At 69.3% G+C, this 16,365-nt stretch carries 17 protein-coding genes; 6 read left to right on the top strand and 11 right to left on the bottom strand.

Annotated elements, in window-relative coordinates:
- The first annotated feature begins 14 nt into the window (after window positions 1–14).
- The 5 genes from secB to pabB are packed head-to-tail and all read left to right on the top strand — an operon-like array spanning window position 15 to window position 5,303.
- Window positions 15–479 carry a protein-export chaperone SecB gene (gene secB / locus E5P3_RS08710; protein ID WP_068680343.1) on the top strand — a complete coding sequence of 155 codons (465 nt, stop codon included), beginning with the start codon at window positions 15–17 and terminating at the stop codon, window positions 477–479.
- A gap of 26 nt (window positions 480–505) precedes the next feature.
- Window positions 506–1,501: an NAD(P)H-dependent glycerol-3-phosphate dehydrogenase gene (locus E5P3_RS08715; protein WP_162585605.1), complete on the top strand. Its 996-nt coding sequence runs from the start codon at window positions 506–508 to the stop codon at window positions 1,499–1,501.
- Window positions 1,502–1,530: 29 nt separating this feature from the next.
- The gene (gene nadC / locus E5P3_RS08720) at window positions 1,531–2,409 is read left to right on the top strand and encodes a carboxylating nicotinate-nucleotide diphosphorylase (RefSeq protein WP_162585606.1); all 879 of its coding nucleotides are present in this window, start codon (window positions 1,531–1,533) and stop codon (window positions 2,407–2,409) included.
- A 3-nt stretch (window positions 2,410–2,412) separates the two neighbouring features.
- Window positions 2,413–3,525, top strand: a complete 1,113-nt coding sequence (gene nadA / locus E5P3_RS08725) for a quinolinate synthase NadA (RefSeq protein WP_162585607.1) — start codon at window positions 2,413–2,415, stop codon at window positions 3,523–3,525.
- Window positions 3,525–5,303: an aminodeoxychorismate synthase component I gene (gene pabB / locus E5P3_RS08730; RefSeq protein ID WP_174263051.1), complete on the top strand. Its 1,779-nt coding sequence runs from the start codon at window positions 3,525–3,527 to the stop codon at window positions 5,301–5,303. Before nadA ends, pabB begins: the two co-directional genes overlap by 1 nt.
- Before the next feature lie 24 nt (window positions 5,304–5,327).
- Here the strand turns inward: pabB and E5P3_RS08735 are convergent, their stop codons facing one another.
- The 8 genes from E5P3_RS08735 to E5P3_RS08770 form a co-directional block, all read right to left on the bottom strand.
- Window positions 5,328–5,708, bottom strand: coding sequence for a 6-carboxytetrahydropterin synthase (locus E5P3_RS08735; RefSeq protein WP_162585608.1), 381 nt, complete (start codon window positions 5,706–5,708; stop codon window positions 5,328–5,330).
- A gap of 46 nt (window positions 5,709–5,754) precedes the next feature.
- The gene (queE, locus tag E5P3_RS08740; protein WP_162585609.1) at window positions 5,755–6,393 is read right to left on the bottom strand and encodes a 7-carboxy-7-deazaguanine synthase; all 639 of its coding nucleotides are present in this window, start codon (window positions 6,391–6,393) and stop codon (window positions 5,755–5,757) included.
- 7 nt (window positions 6,394–6,400) lie between these two features.
- On the bottom strand, window positions 6,401–7,231 hold the full coding sequence (gene panC, locus E5P3_RS08745) for a pantoate--beta-alanine ligase (RefSeq protein ID WP_162585610.1): 831 nt from the start codon (window positions 7,229–7,231) through the stop codon (window positions 6,401–6,403).
- A gap of 8 nt (window positions 7,232–7,239) precedes the next feature.
- A complete protein-coding gene (gene panB, locus E5P3_RS08750) occupies window positions 7,240–8,124 on the bottom strand; it encodes a 3-methyl-2-oxobutanoate hydroxymethyltransferase (RefSeq protein ID WP_162585611.1) in 885 nt (294 codons plus the stop codon).
- A 76-nt stretch (window positions 8,125–8,200) separates the two neighbouring features.
- A complete protein-coding gene (gene panD / locus E5P3_RS08755; protein WP_162585612.1) occupies window positions 8,201–8,602 on the bottom strand; it encodes an aspartate 1-decarboxylase in 402 nt (133 codons plus the stop codon).
- Between the two features lie 142 nt (window positions 8,603–8,744).
- Window positions 8,745–10,325, bottom strand: a complete 1,581-nt coding sequence (gene nadB, locus E5P3_RS08760; protein WP_162585613.1) for an L-aspartate oxidase — start codon at window positions 10,323–10,325, stop codon at window positions 8,745–8,747.
- A gap of 181 nt (window positions 10,326–10,506) precedes the next feature.
- Window positions 10,507–11,304 carry a segregation and condensation protein A gene (locus tag E5P3_RS08765; RefSeq protein WP_162589600.1) on the bottom strand — a complete coding sequence of 266 codons (798 nt, stop codon included), beginning with the start codon at window positions 11,302–11,304 and terminating at the stop codon, window positions 10,507–10,509.
- Window positions 11,305–11,415: 111 nt separating this feature from the next.
- Window positions 11,416–11,622, bottom strand: coding sequence for a DUF3460 family protein (locus E5P3_RS08770; protein WP_162585614.1), 207 nt, complete (start codon window positions 11,620–11,622; stop codon window positions 11,416–11,418).
- A 118-nt stretch (window positions 11,623–11,740) separates the two neighbouring features.
- Here E5P3_RS08770 and E5P3_RS08775 point away from each other — a divergent pair, with 118 nt between their 5' ends.
- Window positions 11,741–12,250 carry an outer membrane protein assembly factor BamE gene (locus E5P3_RS08775; RefSeq protein ID WP_443083238.1) on the top strand — a complete coding sequence of 170 codons (510 nt, stop codon included), beginning with the start codon at window positions 11,741–11,743 and terminating at the stop codon, window positions 12,248–12,250.
- Here the strand turns inward: E5P3_RS08775 and E5P3_RS08780 are convergent.
- From E5P3_RS08780 to metG, 3 genes are read right to left on the bottom strand one after another with little or no spacing between them, the layout of a single operon-like run.
- Entirely contained in the window at window positions 12,247–13,920 is a 1,674-nt protein-coding gene (locus E5P3_RS08780; RefSeq protein ID WP_162585615.1) for a SulP family inorganic anion transporter, read from the bottom strand. The genes E5P3_RS08775 and E5P3_RS08780 overlap by 4 nt on opposite strands.
- 33 nt (window positions 13,921–13,953) lie before the next feature.
- Complete coding sequence (locus E5P3_RS08785; protein WP_162585616.1) at window positions 13,954–14,169, bottom strand: hypothetical protein; 216 nt, start codon at window positions 14,167–14,169, stop codon at window positions 13,954–13,956.
- 29 nt (window positions 14,170–14,198) lie between these two features.
- The gene (metG, locus tag E5P3_RS08790; RefSeq protein WP_162585617.1) at window positions 14,199–16,277 is read right to left on the bottom strand and encodes a methionine--tRNA ligase; all 2,079 of its coding nucleotides are present in this window, start codon (window positions 16,275–16,277) and stop codon (window positions 14,199–14,201) included.
- Window positions 16,278–16,365: the final 88 nt, after the last annotated feature.

Consider the following 16,365-nt stretch of genomic DNA (forward strand, 5'->3'; position numbering starts at 1 on the left):
TCGAAAGTTCTGCCATGGCCGACCAGCAAGCCCAAGACCCCGTCTTCCAGATCCAGCGCGTCTACCTGAAAGACCTGTCGCTCGAGCAGCCGAACTCGCCGGCCATCCTGCTGGAGCAGGAGCAGCCCACCGTCGACATCCAGCTCGGCGTCGATGCGCAGCCCGTGACCGACGGCATCTTCGAGATCACCGTCTCGGCCACCGTGCAGACCAAGATCCAGGACCGCACCGTGTTCCTGGTCGAGGCCAAGCAGGCCGGCATCTTCGAGATCCGCAACCTGCCCGAAGAGCAGATGGGCCCGATCCTCGGCATCGCCTGCCCGCAGATCGTCTACCCCTACCTGCGCGGCAACGTGGCCGACGTGATCCAGCGCGGCGGCTTCCCGCCAGTGCACCTGGCCGAGATCAACTTCCAGGCCATGTTCGAGCAGCAGCAGGCCCAGGCGGCCGGCCAGGCCTCGCCGATCATCACGCAGTAAGACGTCGGGACAATGCGCAGCCGCCGATGAAGATCTGCGTGCTCGGCGCCGGCGCCTGGGGAACGGCGCTGGCGGTCAATGCGGCCGCCCGACATGCGGTCAGCCTCTGGGCGCGCGACGCGGCCCAGGTGCAGGCCATGCTGGCGGCGCGCGAGAACGCGCGCTACCTGCCCGGCGTTCCGCTTCCCGCCTCGCTGGCTTTGCGCAGCGGCACCGTGCCCGCCGCGGTCGCCGATGCGGATCTGGCGATCATCGCCACCCCCATGGCCGCCCTGCGCGAGCAGCTCCTGTTGCTGCGCGATGCGGCCTGCCCGGTGGCTTGGCTGTGCAAGGGCGTGGAGCCCGCCCTCGCCGGTGCCGACGGCCTGCTGGCTCACGAGATCCAGGCCCAGGTGGCGCCCGGCCTGGTGGCCGGCGTGCTCAGCGGTCCCAGCTTCGCCCTGGAGGTCGCGCAGGGCCGGCCCACCGCGCTGGTCGCCGCCAGTGCTCATCCCGGTCTGCGCGAGGCGCTGGTCAATGCCTTCCACGGCCCGAGCCTGCGTGTCTACGCCAACGAGGACATCGTGGGCGTCGAAGTTGGCGGCGCCGTGAAGAACGTGCTGGCGATCGCCACCGGCCTGGCGGACGGCCTGGCCCTCGGCCTCAATGCACGCGCCGCCCTCATCACCCGCGGCCTGGCCGAGATGACGCGCCTGGGCGTGGCCCTGGGCGCGCGGCCCGACACCTTCATGGGGCTTTCTGGACTGGGCGACCTGGTGCTGACCGCCACCGGCGACCTCTCGCGCAACCGCAAGGTCGGCCTGCTCCTGGCCCAGGGGCAGACGCTGGCGCAGGCCGTGGACTCGCTCGGCCATGTGGCCGAGGGCGTCTACTGCGCGCGCACCGTGGTTCAGCGCGCGCGCCACCTCGGCGTCGAGATGCCCATCGCGGAGAGCGTGGTGGCCCTGCTCGACGGCCGCCTGCGGCCCGCGGAGGCAGTCACGGAACTGATGAGCCGCGAGCCAGGCGTTGAAGCGCCCTGAAGCCCGGCCCCGCAGCAGAACAACACGACATGGACGACAACTTCTTCGACTTCTCCCCGGCCCGGATTGCCGAACTGGCCGCCGCCGATGGCGCGCGCGCCCTGCGCGAGGACGTCGGTGAGGGCGACCTCACCGCCGCCCTGGTGCCCGCCGGCAGCCGCGCCACTGCCCGCGTGCTGCTGCGTGAGCCTGCCGTGCTGTGCGGCGTGCCCTGGGTGGAGGCCGTCGTGCGGCAGCTCGATCCGCAGGCGCGGATCGCCTGGCACGGCGCGGAAGGCACGCGCTGCGCGGCCGGCCAGGCAGTGCTGGAGATCGAGGGAGACGCCCGCGCCTTGCTGACCGCCGAGCGCACCGCGCTCAACTTCCTGCAACTGCTCAGCGCAGTTGCGACGCGCACGGCGGCCTACATGGAAGCGGTGCGCGGCACGCGTGCCGTGATCGTCGACACGCGCAAGACCCTGCCGGGCCTGCGCCTGGCGCAGAAGTACGCCGTGCGTGCCGGCGGCGGCACCAACCACCGTATCGGCCTCTACGACGCCATCCTCATCAAGGAAAACCACATCGCTGCTGCCGGCGGCGTCAGCGCTGCGCTGCGGGCCGCCGGTGAAGCGGGCCGCCGGGCGCGGTTCGTCGAGATCGAGGTCGAGACCCTGGCCCAGTTCGACGAGGCGCTGGCCCAGGGCGCCCGCATGATCCTGCTGGACAACATGGACTTGCCGACCCTGCGCGAGGCCGTGCGCCGCAACGATGCGGTCGCAGGCACCCGCGCCGTGCTGGAGATCTCGGGCGGCGTCACGATGGAGAGCGTGCGCGCCCTGGCCGAGACCGGCGTGGACCGCATCTCCGTCGGCGCCCTGACCAAGGACATCAAGGCCATCGATTTCTCGATGCGTTTCCAGGAAGCGTGATCCATGACATCAGCCGTCATCAGCGTCGACTACGAGCAGCCGGTTTCCGATGCCGCCTGCGGCACACGCCATGCCTGGGCACGCGTGCCGGCCGAACCCTCGCGGGACGAGCGCGAGGCGCTCAAGTCCCGCATCCGCCGTCTCCTGCGCGAGCGCAATGCGGTGATGGTGTCGCATTACTACGTGCATCCCGACCTGCAGGACCTGGCCGAGGAAACAGGCGGCATCGTCAGCGATTCGCTCGAGATGGCGCGCTTCGGCCGCGACCATCCGGCGCAGACCCTGGTCGTCTCCGGGGTGCGTTTCATGGGCGAGACCGCGAAGATCCTCTCGCCCGAGAAGCGCGTGCTGATGCCCGACCTCGATGCCACCTGCTCGCTGGACCTGGGCTGCCCCGCCGATGTTTTCAGCGCCTTCTGCGACCAGCACCCGGACCGCACCGTGGTCGTCTACGCCAACACCAGCGCTGCCGTGAAGGCGCGTGCCGACTGGCTGGTCACCTCCAGCTGTGCGCTCGACGTGGTGGGCGCCCTGCACGCGCAAGGCCGCAAGATCCTGTGGGCGCCCGACCGGCACCTGGGCGACTACATACGGCGCGAGACCGGCGCCGACATGCTGAGCTGGGACGGCGCCTGCATCGTGCACGACGAGTTCAAGGCGCTCGAGCTGGAACTTTTGATCGAGGCCCATCCAGGCGCCAAGGTGCTGGTGCACCCCGAGTCGCCGGCGCCGGTGATCGCGCTTGCCGACGCCGTGGGCTCCACATCGGGCATCCTCGCTGCCGCGCAGCGCATGGAGGCGCGCGAATTCATCGTCGCCACCGACACCGGCCTCCTGCACAAGCTGCGCACGCTGAACCCCGGCAAGACCTTCATCGAGGCGCCCACCGCCGGCAACGGCGCCACCTGCAAGAGCTGCGCGCACTGCCCGTGGATGGCGATGAACGGCCTGGCCGACCTGGCACGCGTGCTGGAAACGGGCGAGGGTGAGGTGCATGTAGCCCCTGCGCTTGGCCTGCGTGCGCGCGTGCCGATCGACCGCATGCTGGCCTTCACCGCGGGGCTCAAGAAGGGGCAGCCGGCGGGCGGCCTGGTGGCGGGCATCGGCGCGGCCTGATGGTGCCCGTCTCCGCGCTCATCGATTTTTCTTCCCCCTTCGAAACGCACGACGCGCCGCGCCTGCGACATGCCTTCGGAGTGCCGCGCGAGATCCTGCAGGCGCGCACGGCGGCCGAGGTCCGGCCCTTGCTCGACGCCGTACAGGCGCAGGCCCTGCGCGGACGCTGGTGCGTGGGTTATCTGCGCTACGAGGCAGCCTGCGCTTTCGATCCGGCACTGGCGGTGCGCGATCCCGACGGACCGCTCGCCTGGTTCGGTGTCCACGACACCGCGCTGCCCTGGCCCGGAGACGATCACGATGCGGCCCAGCCGGCATTGACGTGGGAGGAGATGCTGTCCCGGGGCGAGTTCGACCACGCGCTGACCCGGCTGCGCGAGGCCATCGCCGCCGGTGATCTCTATCAGGCCAGCTACACCTCGATGTTGCGCGGCCGTCTCGACGGCGCTGCGGGCACCGGCCCGCATGCCGCGGCGCGCGCCCTGTTTGCCGCCCTGCAGCGCGCGCAGCCCGGCGGCTACGCAGCCTTCATCGACGATGGCGAGGAGCAGGTCCTGTCGGCGTCGCCCGAGCTGTTCTTCGACTGGCGAGCAGGCCGGCTGCTGGCGCGCCCCATGAAGGGCACGGCCGCGCGCGGGGCGACCGCGCACGAAGATGCCGAGGCCGCGGCTCGCCTGCGTCAGTCGGCCAAAGAGCGCGCCGAGAACGTCATGATCGTCGACCTGCTGCGCAATGACATGTCGCGCCTCGCCGAGCCCTTCTCGGTGCGCGTGCCACGCCTGTTCCATGCCGAGGCGCTGCCGACCGTCTGGCAGATGACCTCCGACGTCGAGGCGCGGACGCGGCCCGGCTGCACGCTCGCCGACGTGTTCGCGGCCCTGTTTCCGTGCGGATCGGTCACGGGCGCCCCCAAGGTCAGTGCCATGCACATGATCCGCGCACTGGAGCGCGGGCCCCGCGGCGTCTACTGCGGCGCCGTGGGCCTGGTCCGGCCCGGCGGCGATGCCACCTTCAACGTGCCGATCCGCACCGTCTCGCTGCGCGGCGGGGTGGCCCGTTGCGGCATCGGCAGCGGCATCGTCGCCGAATCGCAGCCTGACGGCGAATGGCAGGAATGGCAGCACAAGCGCGCCTTCCTCGATCGCGCCAGTGCGCCCTTCGAACTGCTGGAGACGCTCGCGCTCGAAGACGGCCGATTGCGCGATGCGCCGGCCCACGTCGCGCGCATGGCCGCCGCGGCAGGGCATTTCGGCTACCCCTGGCCGGAGCAGGCCGCGGCGCAGCGCCTGGAAGCGCTGCGCAAGGCGCATCCGCTGGACAACTGGCGCGTGCGACTTCTGCTCGACCACGGCGGCCGATTGCGGGCGCAGGCCTTCGCGCAAGACACCGCGCCGCAGCGCGTGCGCCTGCAGTTGGCCGATCGGGCCTTCGGCGCGTCGGATAGCGAATTCGTGCGCTTCAAGACCACCCGCCGCTCGCACTACGAGGCCTTCGCGCCCACGCGCGCGGGCGTGTTCGACACCCTGCTGTGGAACCCGCGGGGCGAGTTGACCGAATGCACGCGCGGCAACGTGGCCCTGCGCATCGATGGCCGGTGGGTGACGCCGCCGCTGGCCTGCGGCCTGCTGGGCGGGGTCGGCCGGGAGCGCTGGCTGCGCGAAGGCCGGATGACGGAGTCGGTGGTGTGCCTGCAGGACCTCCCGCGAGTGGAGGCGCTGGCCTTCGTGAACAGCCTGCGGGGCTGGATCGACGCGGAGCTCGACCCGACGGTGGCCTGAACCGGCGACGCCCGTCGCCCGAAGTCAGGCGGCGGCGAGCTCGAGCAGGCACTCGTCGCCGAGTGCATCGCGCCAGACGCGCACTCGCGAGGGCTGCGGCCGCAGGTCCGACAGCGCGCGGGAGATGAACAGGCAAAGGTTTTCCAAGGTCGGGATGCCCAGGCCCGGCACCTCGTCGAGCAGATGGTGGTCGAGTTGCACGCGCACCGCCCGCAGGCGTTCGCGAAGCAGGCCGAGGTCGATGACCATGCCGGTGGCGGGATCGAGCGGGCCGCGGACTGCAACCTCCGCGTGGTAGGTGTGGCCGTGTATGCGTCGGCTGGCGTCGGACTCGATCTCGCGTCGCAGCGTGTGGGCGGCGTCGAAGAAGAAGCGTTGGCTGAGGGTGAATTGCGGGATAGGCATCGGATACAGGTGGGGGCGCTGCGCGCCGCCCAGGGTGAGCTTCGCGTCAGCGGATGCCGGTCAGTTTGTGGGTCTGGAGGCTCAGCCGCCAGCCGGGCCGTTGCATGCAGGTGTCGATGCACAGCGCGGTGTTCTCGGCCTGCGCCGGGCCGTCCATGGGCTGCAGGAAGCGATGGGCGAACTGCCCGTGCGCTTCCAGCGCATCGAGCGCCAGGCCGGGCTGCGGCCAGACGACCTTGAGCTCCTGCCCGCTGCGCTGGACCCAGGGCGCGCCGGCCTTCGGGCTGATGCACAGCCAGTCGATGCCCTCGGGCGCGGCGATGGTGCCGTTGCTTTCCACCGCGATGCGGAAGCGGCGCGCGTGCAGCGCGGCCACGAGCGCCGCGTCGACCTGCAACAGCGGCTCCCCGCCGGTGAGCACGACCAGCCGGTGCTCGGCATCCTCGGCAGGCCACTGCGCGGCGATGGCGTCAGCCAGCGACCCGGCGCTCGCGAACTTGCCGCCCAGCGTGCCGTCCGTGCCCACGAAATCGGTATCGCAGAAGCGGCAGACGGCGCTTTCGCGGTCACGCTCACGGCCACTCCACAGGTTGCAGCCGGCAAAGCGGCAGAAGACGGCGGGCATGCCGGCCTGGGCACCTTCGCCTTGCAGGGTGTAGAAGATCTCCTTGACGCTGTAGCTCATCAAGAAATCAGCGGTCGATTTCCAGGTTGTCGATCAACCTCGTCGTGCCGAGCCTGGCCGCCGCCAGGGCCACCAGCGGCTCGCCGGCCGCCGGTGCCTGCAGGTCGGCGCGGCGGCGCAGCACCATGTAGTCGGGCTTCCAGCCTCGCGCTTCCAGCGAACGCATCGCGCGCGCCTCGATCGCGGCGAGATCGCGCTCGCCGGAGCGCACCGCATCGGCCATCGCGCGCAAGGCCTTGGACAGCTGTGCCGCCTCGGCCCGCTCGGCCTTGCTCAGGTAGCCGTTGCGCGAGGACAGCGCCAGTCCGTCCTCGGCGCGCCGCGTCTCGCTGCCCACGATCTCGATCGGCAGCGCGAACTGCCGCACCATGTGGCGGATCATCATCAGTTGCTGGTAGTCCTTCTTGCCGAACACCGTGAAGCGCGGCTGCACGCAGGCGAAGAGCTTCATCACCACCGTGCAGACGCCGACGAAGAAGCCGGGCCGGAAATGCCCTTCGAGGATGTCGGCCAGCACCGGGTCGGGATGCACCTTGCAGGTCTGCGGCTCGGGGTAGAGCGCCTTCTCGTCGGGCGCGAACAGCAGGTCGCAGCCGACCGAGCGCAGCTTTTCGCAGTCGCTGTCCCAGGTGCGTGGGTAGCTGTCGAAGTCCTCGTGCGGCAGGAACTGCAGCCGGTTGACGAAGATGCTGGCCACCGTGACGTCGCCCAGTGGCTTGGCCTCGCGCACCAGCGCCATGTGCCCCTCGTGCAGGTTGCCCATGGTGGCGACCAAGGCGGGACGCTGGTAGCGGCCAAGGAATTCGCGCAGTTCGGGAAGGGTGTGTGCAATGTGCATGGGGTGTCCTACCAGGCGTGGAGCTGGTCGTCGGGAAAGCTGCCGTCCTTCACCGCGCGCACATAAGCCTCGATGGCCGGGGCGATGCCGTCGGCGCCCTGCATGAAGTTGCGCACGAACTTCGCCATCTTTCCGAGGTTCATGCCCAGCATGTCGTGCAGCACCAGCACCTGGCCGGCGGTGCCGCGGCCGGCACCGATGCCGATGGTGGCGCAGTGCTTCAGCTCGCCCGTCAGCGCTGCGGCCAGCGCGGCCGGCACCATCTCCAGCACCAGCATCGCCGCGCCCGCGTCCTGCAGCGCATGGGCCTCGCGCTTGAGCCGGGCCGCGGCCTCGTCGCCCTTGCCCTGCACGCGGTAGCCGCCCAGGGCGTGCACCGTCTGCGGCGTGAGGCCCAGGTGGGCGCAGACGGGGATGCCGCGCTCGACCAGGAAGCGCACGGTCTCGCTGGTCCAGCCGCCGCCTTCGAGCTTGACCATGTGGGCGCCGGCCTGCATCAGCACCGTAGCGCTGCGCAGTGCCTGCTCGCGCGACTCGTGGTAGCTGCCGAAGGGAAGGTCGGAGATCAGCCAGGACGTGCCCTGCACCCGGTGCAGTCCGCGAAACACGCACTCGGTGTGGTAGCGCATGGTCTCCAGCGTCACGCCCGCCGTGCTGTGCAGGCCCTGGCAGACCATGCCCAGCGAGTCGCCGACCAGGATGCATTCGACGCCTGCCGCATCGGCCATGGCTGCGAAGGTGGCGTCGTAGGCGGTCAGCATGACGATCTTCTCGCCGCGCGCGTGCATGTCGGCCAGGCGCGGCAGGCTCAGCGGCTTGCGCTGCGCGGGCGCCGAGGCGGGCGGCAGGGTGCCGTAGGGCGTGGCCGCGCTGGCGGCAGGCGTGGATGGCATGGTCGAGATTTCTCCGGGGATCGGCCGCAGGCCGGGTCGGGGGTGGGGCGCGCGGCAAGGCGCCCTGGGACTGCGCTCAGGCGGGGACGGCTTCGCCCGATGCGGGCTGCACCGGGATATGTGCGCGCTCTTCCTCGATGCGGTTCGCGCCGTCCACGAACACCAGCTTCGGCTGGTGGCTGCGCACCTGGTCCTCGGGCACCAGGCCGAAGGCGGCGATGATGACCAGGTCGCCCAGCGAGGCCCGGCGCGCGGCCGAGCCGTTGAGCGAGATGATGCCGCTGCCGCGCTGGCCGCGGATCGCGTAGGTCACGAAGCGCTCGCCGTTGTTGATGTTCCAGACGTGGATCTGCTCGTTCTCCGCCAGGCCCGCGGCTTCCAGCAGGTCTTCGTCGATGGCGCAGGAGCCCTCGTAGTGCAGCTCGCAGTCGGTGACGGTCGCGCGATGGATCTTGGACTTGAGCAGGGTACGGAACATGGGGTCGAGGCGAAGTGTGGGTGGGGAATCTCGCCGATGGCCTGAAGCCGGGCCGCGGGGAGCAAGGCGTCGAATGCTAGTGGAGAACCATTCAAAGAAAAATTCCGGTCAGGAACTTTGCGCGCCTGCAGCTCACCATTCTTCAGATGGCCGGCGGCACCAGGATGGTCGGCGCCGCGGGCGCGGCGAGCGAAGGGTAGTCGCGGCTGAAGTGCAGCCCGCGGCTCTCGCGCCGGGCCTGCGCCGAGCGCACGATGAGCTCGGCCACCTGCACCAGGTTGCGCAGCTCGAGCAGGTCGCGCGTGACGTGGAAATGGGCGTAGAACTCCTGGATCTCGCGATCCAGCAGCGCGATGCGATGAGCCGCGCGTTCCAGGCGCTTGTTGGTGCGCACGATGCCCACGTAGTCCCACATGAAGCGGCGCAGCTCGTCCCAGTTGTGAGAGATGACCACCGTCTCGTCGGCGTCGGTGACGCGGCTGTCGTCCCAGGCCGGCAGCGAGGCGCCGCCACGGGCCGGCGCCTCGGAGATCGCCTGCGCGGCGGCGCGGGCGAACACCATGCATTCGAGCAGCGAGTTGCTGGCCAGCCGGTTGGCGCCGTGCAGCCCCGTGCAGGCGGTCTCGCCGACAACGTGCAGCCCCGGCACGTCGGTGCGGCCCGCGAGGTCCGTGAGCACCCCGCCGCAGGTGTAGTGCGCGGCCGGCACCACCGGGATCGGCTCGCGCGTGATGTCGATGCCCAACTCGGCGCAGCGCGCCAGGATGTTGGGGAAATGTTCGCGCAGGAAGCCCGGGCTCTGGTGCGAGATGTCCAGGTGCACGCAATCCAGCCCGTGCTTCTTCATCTCGAAGTCGATGGCGCGCGCCACCACGTCGCGCGGCGCGAGCTCGGCGCGCGCATCGTGCGCAGGCATGAAGCGGGCGCCGCCTGCCGACTCGGGCAGCTTCAGCAGCCCGCCTTCGCCCCGCACTGCCTCGCTGATGAGGAAGGACTTCGCATGCGGGTGGTAGAGGCACGTCGGGTGGAACTGGATGAACTCCATGTTCGCCACCCGGCAGCCCGCGCGCCAGGCCGCGGCGATGCCGTCGCCGGTGGCGGTGTCGGGATTGGTGGTGTAGAGGTAAACCTTGCCCGCGCCGCCGGTGGCCAGGATGGTGTGGGGCGCGCGGAAGGTGAGCACCTCGTCGGTGGCCTCGTCCAGTGCATAGAGGCCCAGGCAGGCCGGATCCTTCAGGCCCAGCTTGTGGCCGGTGATCAGGTCCACCAGCGTGTGCTGCTCGAACAGCGTCACGTTCGGCGTGCGGCGCACGGTGTCGATCAGCGTGCGCTGCACCGCGGCGCCGGTGGCATCGGTGGCATGGACGATACGGCGCTGGCTATGCCCGCCCTCGCGCGTCAGGTGCAGCTCGCCGTTCTCCAGCGAGAAGGGCACGCCGAGCCCGCGCAGCCAGGCGATGGCCTCGGGCGCGTGCTCCACGACGAAGCGCGTGGCCGCCAGGTCGCACAGGCCGGCGCCGGCGACCAGCGTGTCGTCCACATGCGACTGCAGGCTGTCGTCCTCGCCCAGCACCGCGGCGATCCCGCCCTGCGCCCACTGGCTGGCGCCATCGGCCAACGCCCGCTTGGTGATCACCGCCACGCGGTGCGTGGGCGCGAGGTGCAGCGCGGCGCTGAGGCCGGCCAGCCCGCTGCCGACGATGAGAACGTCGAAATCATGCATATATTGGCTCACCCCCAGGTTGGCTCACTTCGTGTAGCCGCCCACCCCCTCACCGGGGGCGACACCAGCGGCCCGGCAAAGCCGGTTCCGCGGTGTCTCCCGAACGGGCCTGGCTTCGCCGCCCTCGAATCGATGATCACGGGTCGGGCAATGGTCGACTGATGCGCTGAAAAGGGCAGCATCATGCTGGCGAGTAGGCCAGCCGGACGTAGATGGGTGCGAAGGCCTCGGCCTGGGTGATGTCGATCAGCGTCTCCTTCGCCAGCTCCAGCATGGCGATGAAGGTGACGATCATCACCGGCGTGCCGCGGTTGACGTCGAACAGCTTCTCGAACTCGACGAACTGCCGGCCCTGCAGATGGCGCAGCACGATGCTCATGTGCTCGCGCACGCTGAGCTCCTCGCGCGAGATCTTGTGGTGCTGCACGAGCTTGGCCCGGCGCAGGATATCGGCCCAGGCGTCGCGCAGGTCGACCACGTTCACGTCGGGGAAGCGCGGCTTGAGCGATTGCTCGATGTAGACCTGTGCCTTCCAGAAATCGCGGCCCGCCTGCGGCATCGCGCTGAGCGAGGCGGCCTGCAGCTTGGCCTGCTCGTATTCGAGCAGGCGGCGCACCAGCTCGGCCCGCGGGTCCTCGACCTCCTCGCCCTCGGCAGTCTTCTTGGGCGGCAGCAGCATTCGCGACTTGATCTCGATCAGCATCGCCGCCATCAGCAGGTATTCGGCTGCCAGCTCGAGGTTGGTTTGGCGCACCTGGTCGACATAGGCCAGGTACTGGCGCGTCAGCCCCGCCATCGGGATGTCGAGAATGTTGAAGTTCTGCTTGCGGATCAGGTAGAGCAGCAGGTCCAGCGGCCCCTCGAACGCCTCGAGGAAGACTTGCAGCGCCTCGGGCGGGATGTAGAGGTCGCTCGGCAGCGCGAACAGCGGCTCGCCATAGAGCCGGGCCAGCGCGACCTGGTCGATCACCTCGGGCATGGCGGCGATCGGCGGCGCGTCATCGTCCGCGACGATTTCGGGGCCTTCGGTGCGCGCCTGCTCGCTCGCGCTCGCGTCCCGGTGGCTCGCTACGGGCCGGATGGGCACTGCTTACTTCACTCGGGTCTGGTAGACGTAGGGCTGCTGCGGCACTGCGGCCTGCTGGTACTCCTCGAGCATGGAGCGGTCCAGGTGCTTGTCCCACAGCAGGCCGCGGCCGGCGCGCTGTTCGGCTTCGAGCGTGGGTTTCTTCTGCTTCATCTCCTCGATGAAGTTCGTGATCTCGGAGGTGTAGTGGGGGCGGGCGAAGATGGACATGGGGTTGGACCTTTGGAAGCGAATTTTACCGGGGCCGAATCCCTGGCGGCGGGACACGGGGGGTGCTTTGCCCAAAACTGAGCGCATAGACTCGGCCTTGCTCAACTGAAGGGGTCGAATGGTGCAAGGACGAATGGGACGCCGGCGCGCGGTGGCCGCCGTGCTGGCCGCGGCGTGCTGCCTCGCGGGCTGCGACCCGAAGCGCATCAGCGAGCTGGAAGAGGGTGTCTCGACCGAGGCCGACGTGCGTGCGCGCTTCGGCGAGCCCGAGAACGTCTGGGACTCGCCCACCGGACGGGTGTTCGAATACAACCGCCAGCCGCAGGGCCAGAAGAACTACATGATCACCATCGGCCCCGACGGCAAGATGGCGGCACTGCGCCAGGTGCTCACGCCCGAGAACTTCGCCCGCGTGCAGCCCGGGATGGCGATGGAGGATCTGCGCAAGCTGCTGGGCAAGCCGGCGCGGCGCACGCCCTATCCGCTGAAGAACGAAACCGCGTGGGAATGGCGCTGGGTGCAACCGCCGAACTCGCCGATGGTGTTCACCGCCACGCTGAACGACGATCAGCGAGTGGTGAGCGCGGGCTCATCGCCCGATCGCAGCACCGAGGCGAACGCCAACTAGTGAGCCGCTGCGGGCATGCCGGTCCGTAACTCTTCCGCGAAGCCCGAGCGCTCCATCACCTCGAGCGGCTGCGCCTGCACCGAGTCGATCCGAAGCACGCCGCCGCGCGCCAGCACGGCTTTGTGCACCTGGCGCAGCGCGTCGAGTCCGGTCGTGTCGAGCAGGATCAGGTGCATCGCGTCGAGCACCACCGTCAGGCCGCGAGGCGCCCTCTCGATGGCTTGCACCGTCGGGTCGAGCTTGGCGGCGGCGCCGAAGAAAAGGGCTCCGTAGAGCCGGAAGGTCAGCACCGGCGGCTCCAGCGCCACCATCTCGACGCTGAACAGCTTGCTCATGCGGCGCACGAACAGCGCACAGGCCAGCACGATGCCCGCCTGCACCGCCACCGTGAGGTCGAACACGACGGTCAGGAAGAAGGTCCCCAGCATCAGCACGCGGTAGTCGCGGCTGGCGCGACGCAGGATGTAGGGCGACAACTCCCGCCACTCTCCCATGTTCCAGCCCACGAAGAGCAGGATGCCGGCCAGCACCGACAGCGGCACGTGCTGGGCGAGCGGCGCCGCCAGCAGCACCACCACCAGCAGCGTGATTGCATGCACGATGCCGGCAACGGGCGAGTTCGCGCCCGCGCGCACGTTGGTCACGGTGCGGGCGATGGTGCCGGTGGCCGGCATACCGCCGAAGAAGGGCGTGACCAGGTTCGCCACGCCTTGCGCCATCAGTTCCTGGTTCGGATCGTGGCGCGGCAGGCCGCTGACCTGGTCGGCGACACGCGCGCACAGCAGCGATTCGATTGCGCCCAGCAGCGCAATGGTGAGAGTGGGTGTCACCAGCTGCTTGACGGTTTCCCAGGTGAACTCGGGGAGCGCAAAGCTCGCCATGCCTTGCGGAATGCCGCCGAATCGGGTGCCGATGGTCTCCACCGGCAGGCTGAAGCCCCAGGACACCAGCGTGAGCGTGACGAGCGCGACGATCGGCCCCGGTACGCGCGAACCGGCGCGCACGGCGCGCAGCTCGGCGATCCGGCCCAGCACGAGGCGCACCCCGTAGCCGAAACGCGTCTTGTCGTGCAGCAGCGTAGGCCATACGAACAGTCCGATGAGGCAGGCCGAGCCGAGCCCGAAGGCATACGGATTGAAGGAGCCGATGTGGATGGCCAGCGTGTGCAACTGCGAGAACATGTCGGCCGGCATCTTCGGGATGGTCAGCCCCAGCCAGTCCTTGAGCTGCGAGATCAGAATGAGCGCTGCGATGCCGTTGGTGAAGCCGATCACGATCGACACCGGCACGTAGCGCACCAGCGTGCCGAGCCGGAACAGCCCCATCAGGAACAGCAACACCCCGGCTCCGGCGGTGGCGATCAGCAGATTGGCCACGCCGTAGCGCTCGACGATGCCGTAGACGATCACGATGAAGGCGCCGGCCGGCCCGCCGATCTGCACCGCCGATCCGCCCAGGGCCGCGACCAGGAAGCCGGCGATGATCGCGGTCCAGATGCCGGCCTCCGGCTTGAGCCCGGAGGCGATGGCGAAGGCCATGGCCAGCGGCAATGCCACGATGCCCACCGTGAGGCCGGCGCCGAGGTCCTTGAGAAAGCGCTGTTGGTTGTAGCCGGCCAGCGCGTCGATCAGCCGGGGACGAAAGCGTGCGATCGGTGGGGGCGAACTCATGGCGCTATTGTGGATGCGCCTTCTTGCCCGGGCTCAGCGGGATTCGTCGTCGCCGGGCAGCACTGCGTCGGCCGCGGCGCCCACCGCCTTGCCGGTGATGCGCGCGGTGCCGATGGCCGCATCGGCTGCCAGGCCCACGGCGCCGGCGGTCACGCTCACCGCGGTGCTGGCCACGGTGACCACGGCACAGCCGCCCAGCGGCAGGCCGCATGCGAGGATGAGGATGGCGGACAGTGCAATGTGCTTCATGGGCAGGCTGCGATCAGGTCGGGGGCGCGTCAGCGTACCCGCATGCCGGGTTGAGCGCCAGGCCAGGGCTCCAGCACGTAGATCCCGGGCTCGGCCTTCTCGTCGGCATGACTGGCAGCCAGCACCATGCCTTCGGAAATACCGAACTTCATCTTGCGCGGCGCCAGGTTGGCGACCAGCACGGTGAGCTTGCCGACCAGCTGCTCGGGCTGGTAGGCCGAGGCGATGCCGGAGAACACGTTGCGCGTGCGGCCTTCGCCGGCATCGAGCGTGAGGTGCAGCAGCTTGGTGGAGCCCTCGACCTTCTGACAGGCCACGATCTTCGCGATGCGCAGGTCGATCTTTGCGAAGTCGTCGATGGTGATGGTTGGCGCGATGCCTTCGCCGCCGGGCAGGGCAGTGGCTGCGGCGGCTTCTGCCATCGGCTCGGGCGCCTCGAACAACTGGTCGATCTGCTTGGCGTCGACGCGCTGCATCAGGTGCTTGTACTCGGCGATCGCGTGGCCTTCGCCAAGCAGCCGCGCCGCATCGGCGAACAGCAGCGGCTCGCTGCGCAGGAAGCCCTCGACCTGCGCGGCGAGCGCCGGCAGCACCGGCTTCAGGTAGATGGTCATCAGGCGGAAAGCCTCGATGCAGGTGGTGCACACATCGTGCAGGCGCACTTCCATCCCGGCCTGCTTGGCGAGCTCCCAGGGCTTGTTCTGGTCCACGTACTCGTTGACCTTGTCGGCCAGCGCCATGATCTCGCGCAGCGCGCGGGCGAAGTCGCGCCCGTCGTACAGCGCGGCGAGCGGCCGGGCTGCTTCCTGCAGCGTCGCCAGCAGCGCGGCGCCATCGGTGCTCACGATGCCCAGCTTGCCGCCGAAGCGCTTGGCGACGAAGCCGGCCGCGCGGCTCGCGATGTTGATGTACTTGCCGATCAGGTCCGCGTTCACGCGGGCGATGAAGTCGTCGGGGTTGAAGTCGACGTCCTCCACCTTGGCGTTGAGCTTGGCCGCGATGTAGTAGCGCAGCCACTCGGGGTTCATGCCGATCGAGAGGTACTTGAGCGGGTCGATGCCGGTGCCGCGGCTCTTGCTCATCTTCTCGCCCGAGACGGTGATGAAGCCGTGCACGTTCACCTGGCCGGGCGTCTTGCGGCCGCTGAACTGCAGCATCGCGGGCCAGAACAGCGTGTGGAAGTAGACGATATCCTTGCCGATGAAGTGAACCTGCTCCACTGCCGGATCGGCCACGAAGTCGTCGAAGCTTTGCGTGGTGCGCGAGGGCTCGTGCCAGTGGGCCGCCGCCTGGCCCTTGTCGAAGTGGTTCTTCAGGCTGGCCAGGTAGCCGATGGGCGCGTCCAGCCAGACGTAGAAATACTTGCCCGGTGCATCCGGGATCTCGATGCCGAAATAGGGCGCCTCGCGCGAGATGTCCCAGTCCGCCATGCCGGCCTCGAACCACTCGCCGGCCTTTTTCGCCATCTCCGGCTGCAGCTTGCCGTCCTGCGTCCAGGTCTTGAGGAAGTCGACCACCTTCGGATCGGAGAGCTTGAAGAAGAAGTGCTCGGAGCTGCGCAGCTCGGGGGCCGCGCCGGTCAGCGTCGAATACGGGTTGATCAGTTCGGTGGGCGCGTACACGCTGCTGCACACCTCGCACGAATCGCCGTACTGGTCCTTGGCGTGGCACACCGGGCATTCGCCCTTGATGTAGCGGTCGGGCAGGAACATGCCCTTCACCGGATCGTAGAACTGCTCGATGGTGCGCGTGGCGATCATGCCCGCCGCCTTGAGCTTCCTGTAGATGCCCTGGGCGAGCTCGGTGTTCTCCGGGCTGTCGGTGGAGTGCCAGTTGTCGAAGCGGATGTGGAAGCCGTCGAGGTATTCCTTGCGGCCGGCCGCGATCTCGCCGACGAATTCCTGCGGCGTCTTGCCGGCCTTCTCGGCCGCGATCATGATCGGCGCGCCGTGCGCATCGTCGGCGCCAACGAAGTGCACCATGTGCCCCTGCATGCGCTGGAACCGCACCCAGATGTCGGCCTGGATGTATTCCATGATGTGGCCGACGTGGAACTTGCCGTTGGCATACGGCAGGGCGGTGGTAACGAAGAGCTTGCGCTGGGGCATCGAGGGCGCTTTCTGGGGGAACGGACGGGAGCCGGCGGCCGTGCGGCCGGCGGGAGGGGCATTTTAGGCGGCGCACGGCGCTTACACT

Origin of the sequence: Variovorax sp. RA8 (assembly GCF_901827175.1) — a bacterium.
Lineage (GTDB): Bacteria > Pseudomonadota > Gammaproteobacteria > Burkholderiales > Burkholderiaceae_C > Variovorax.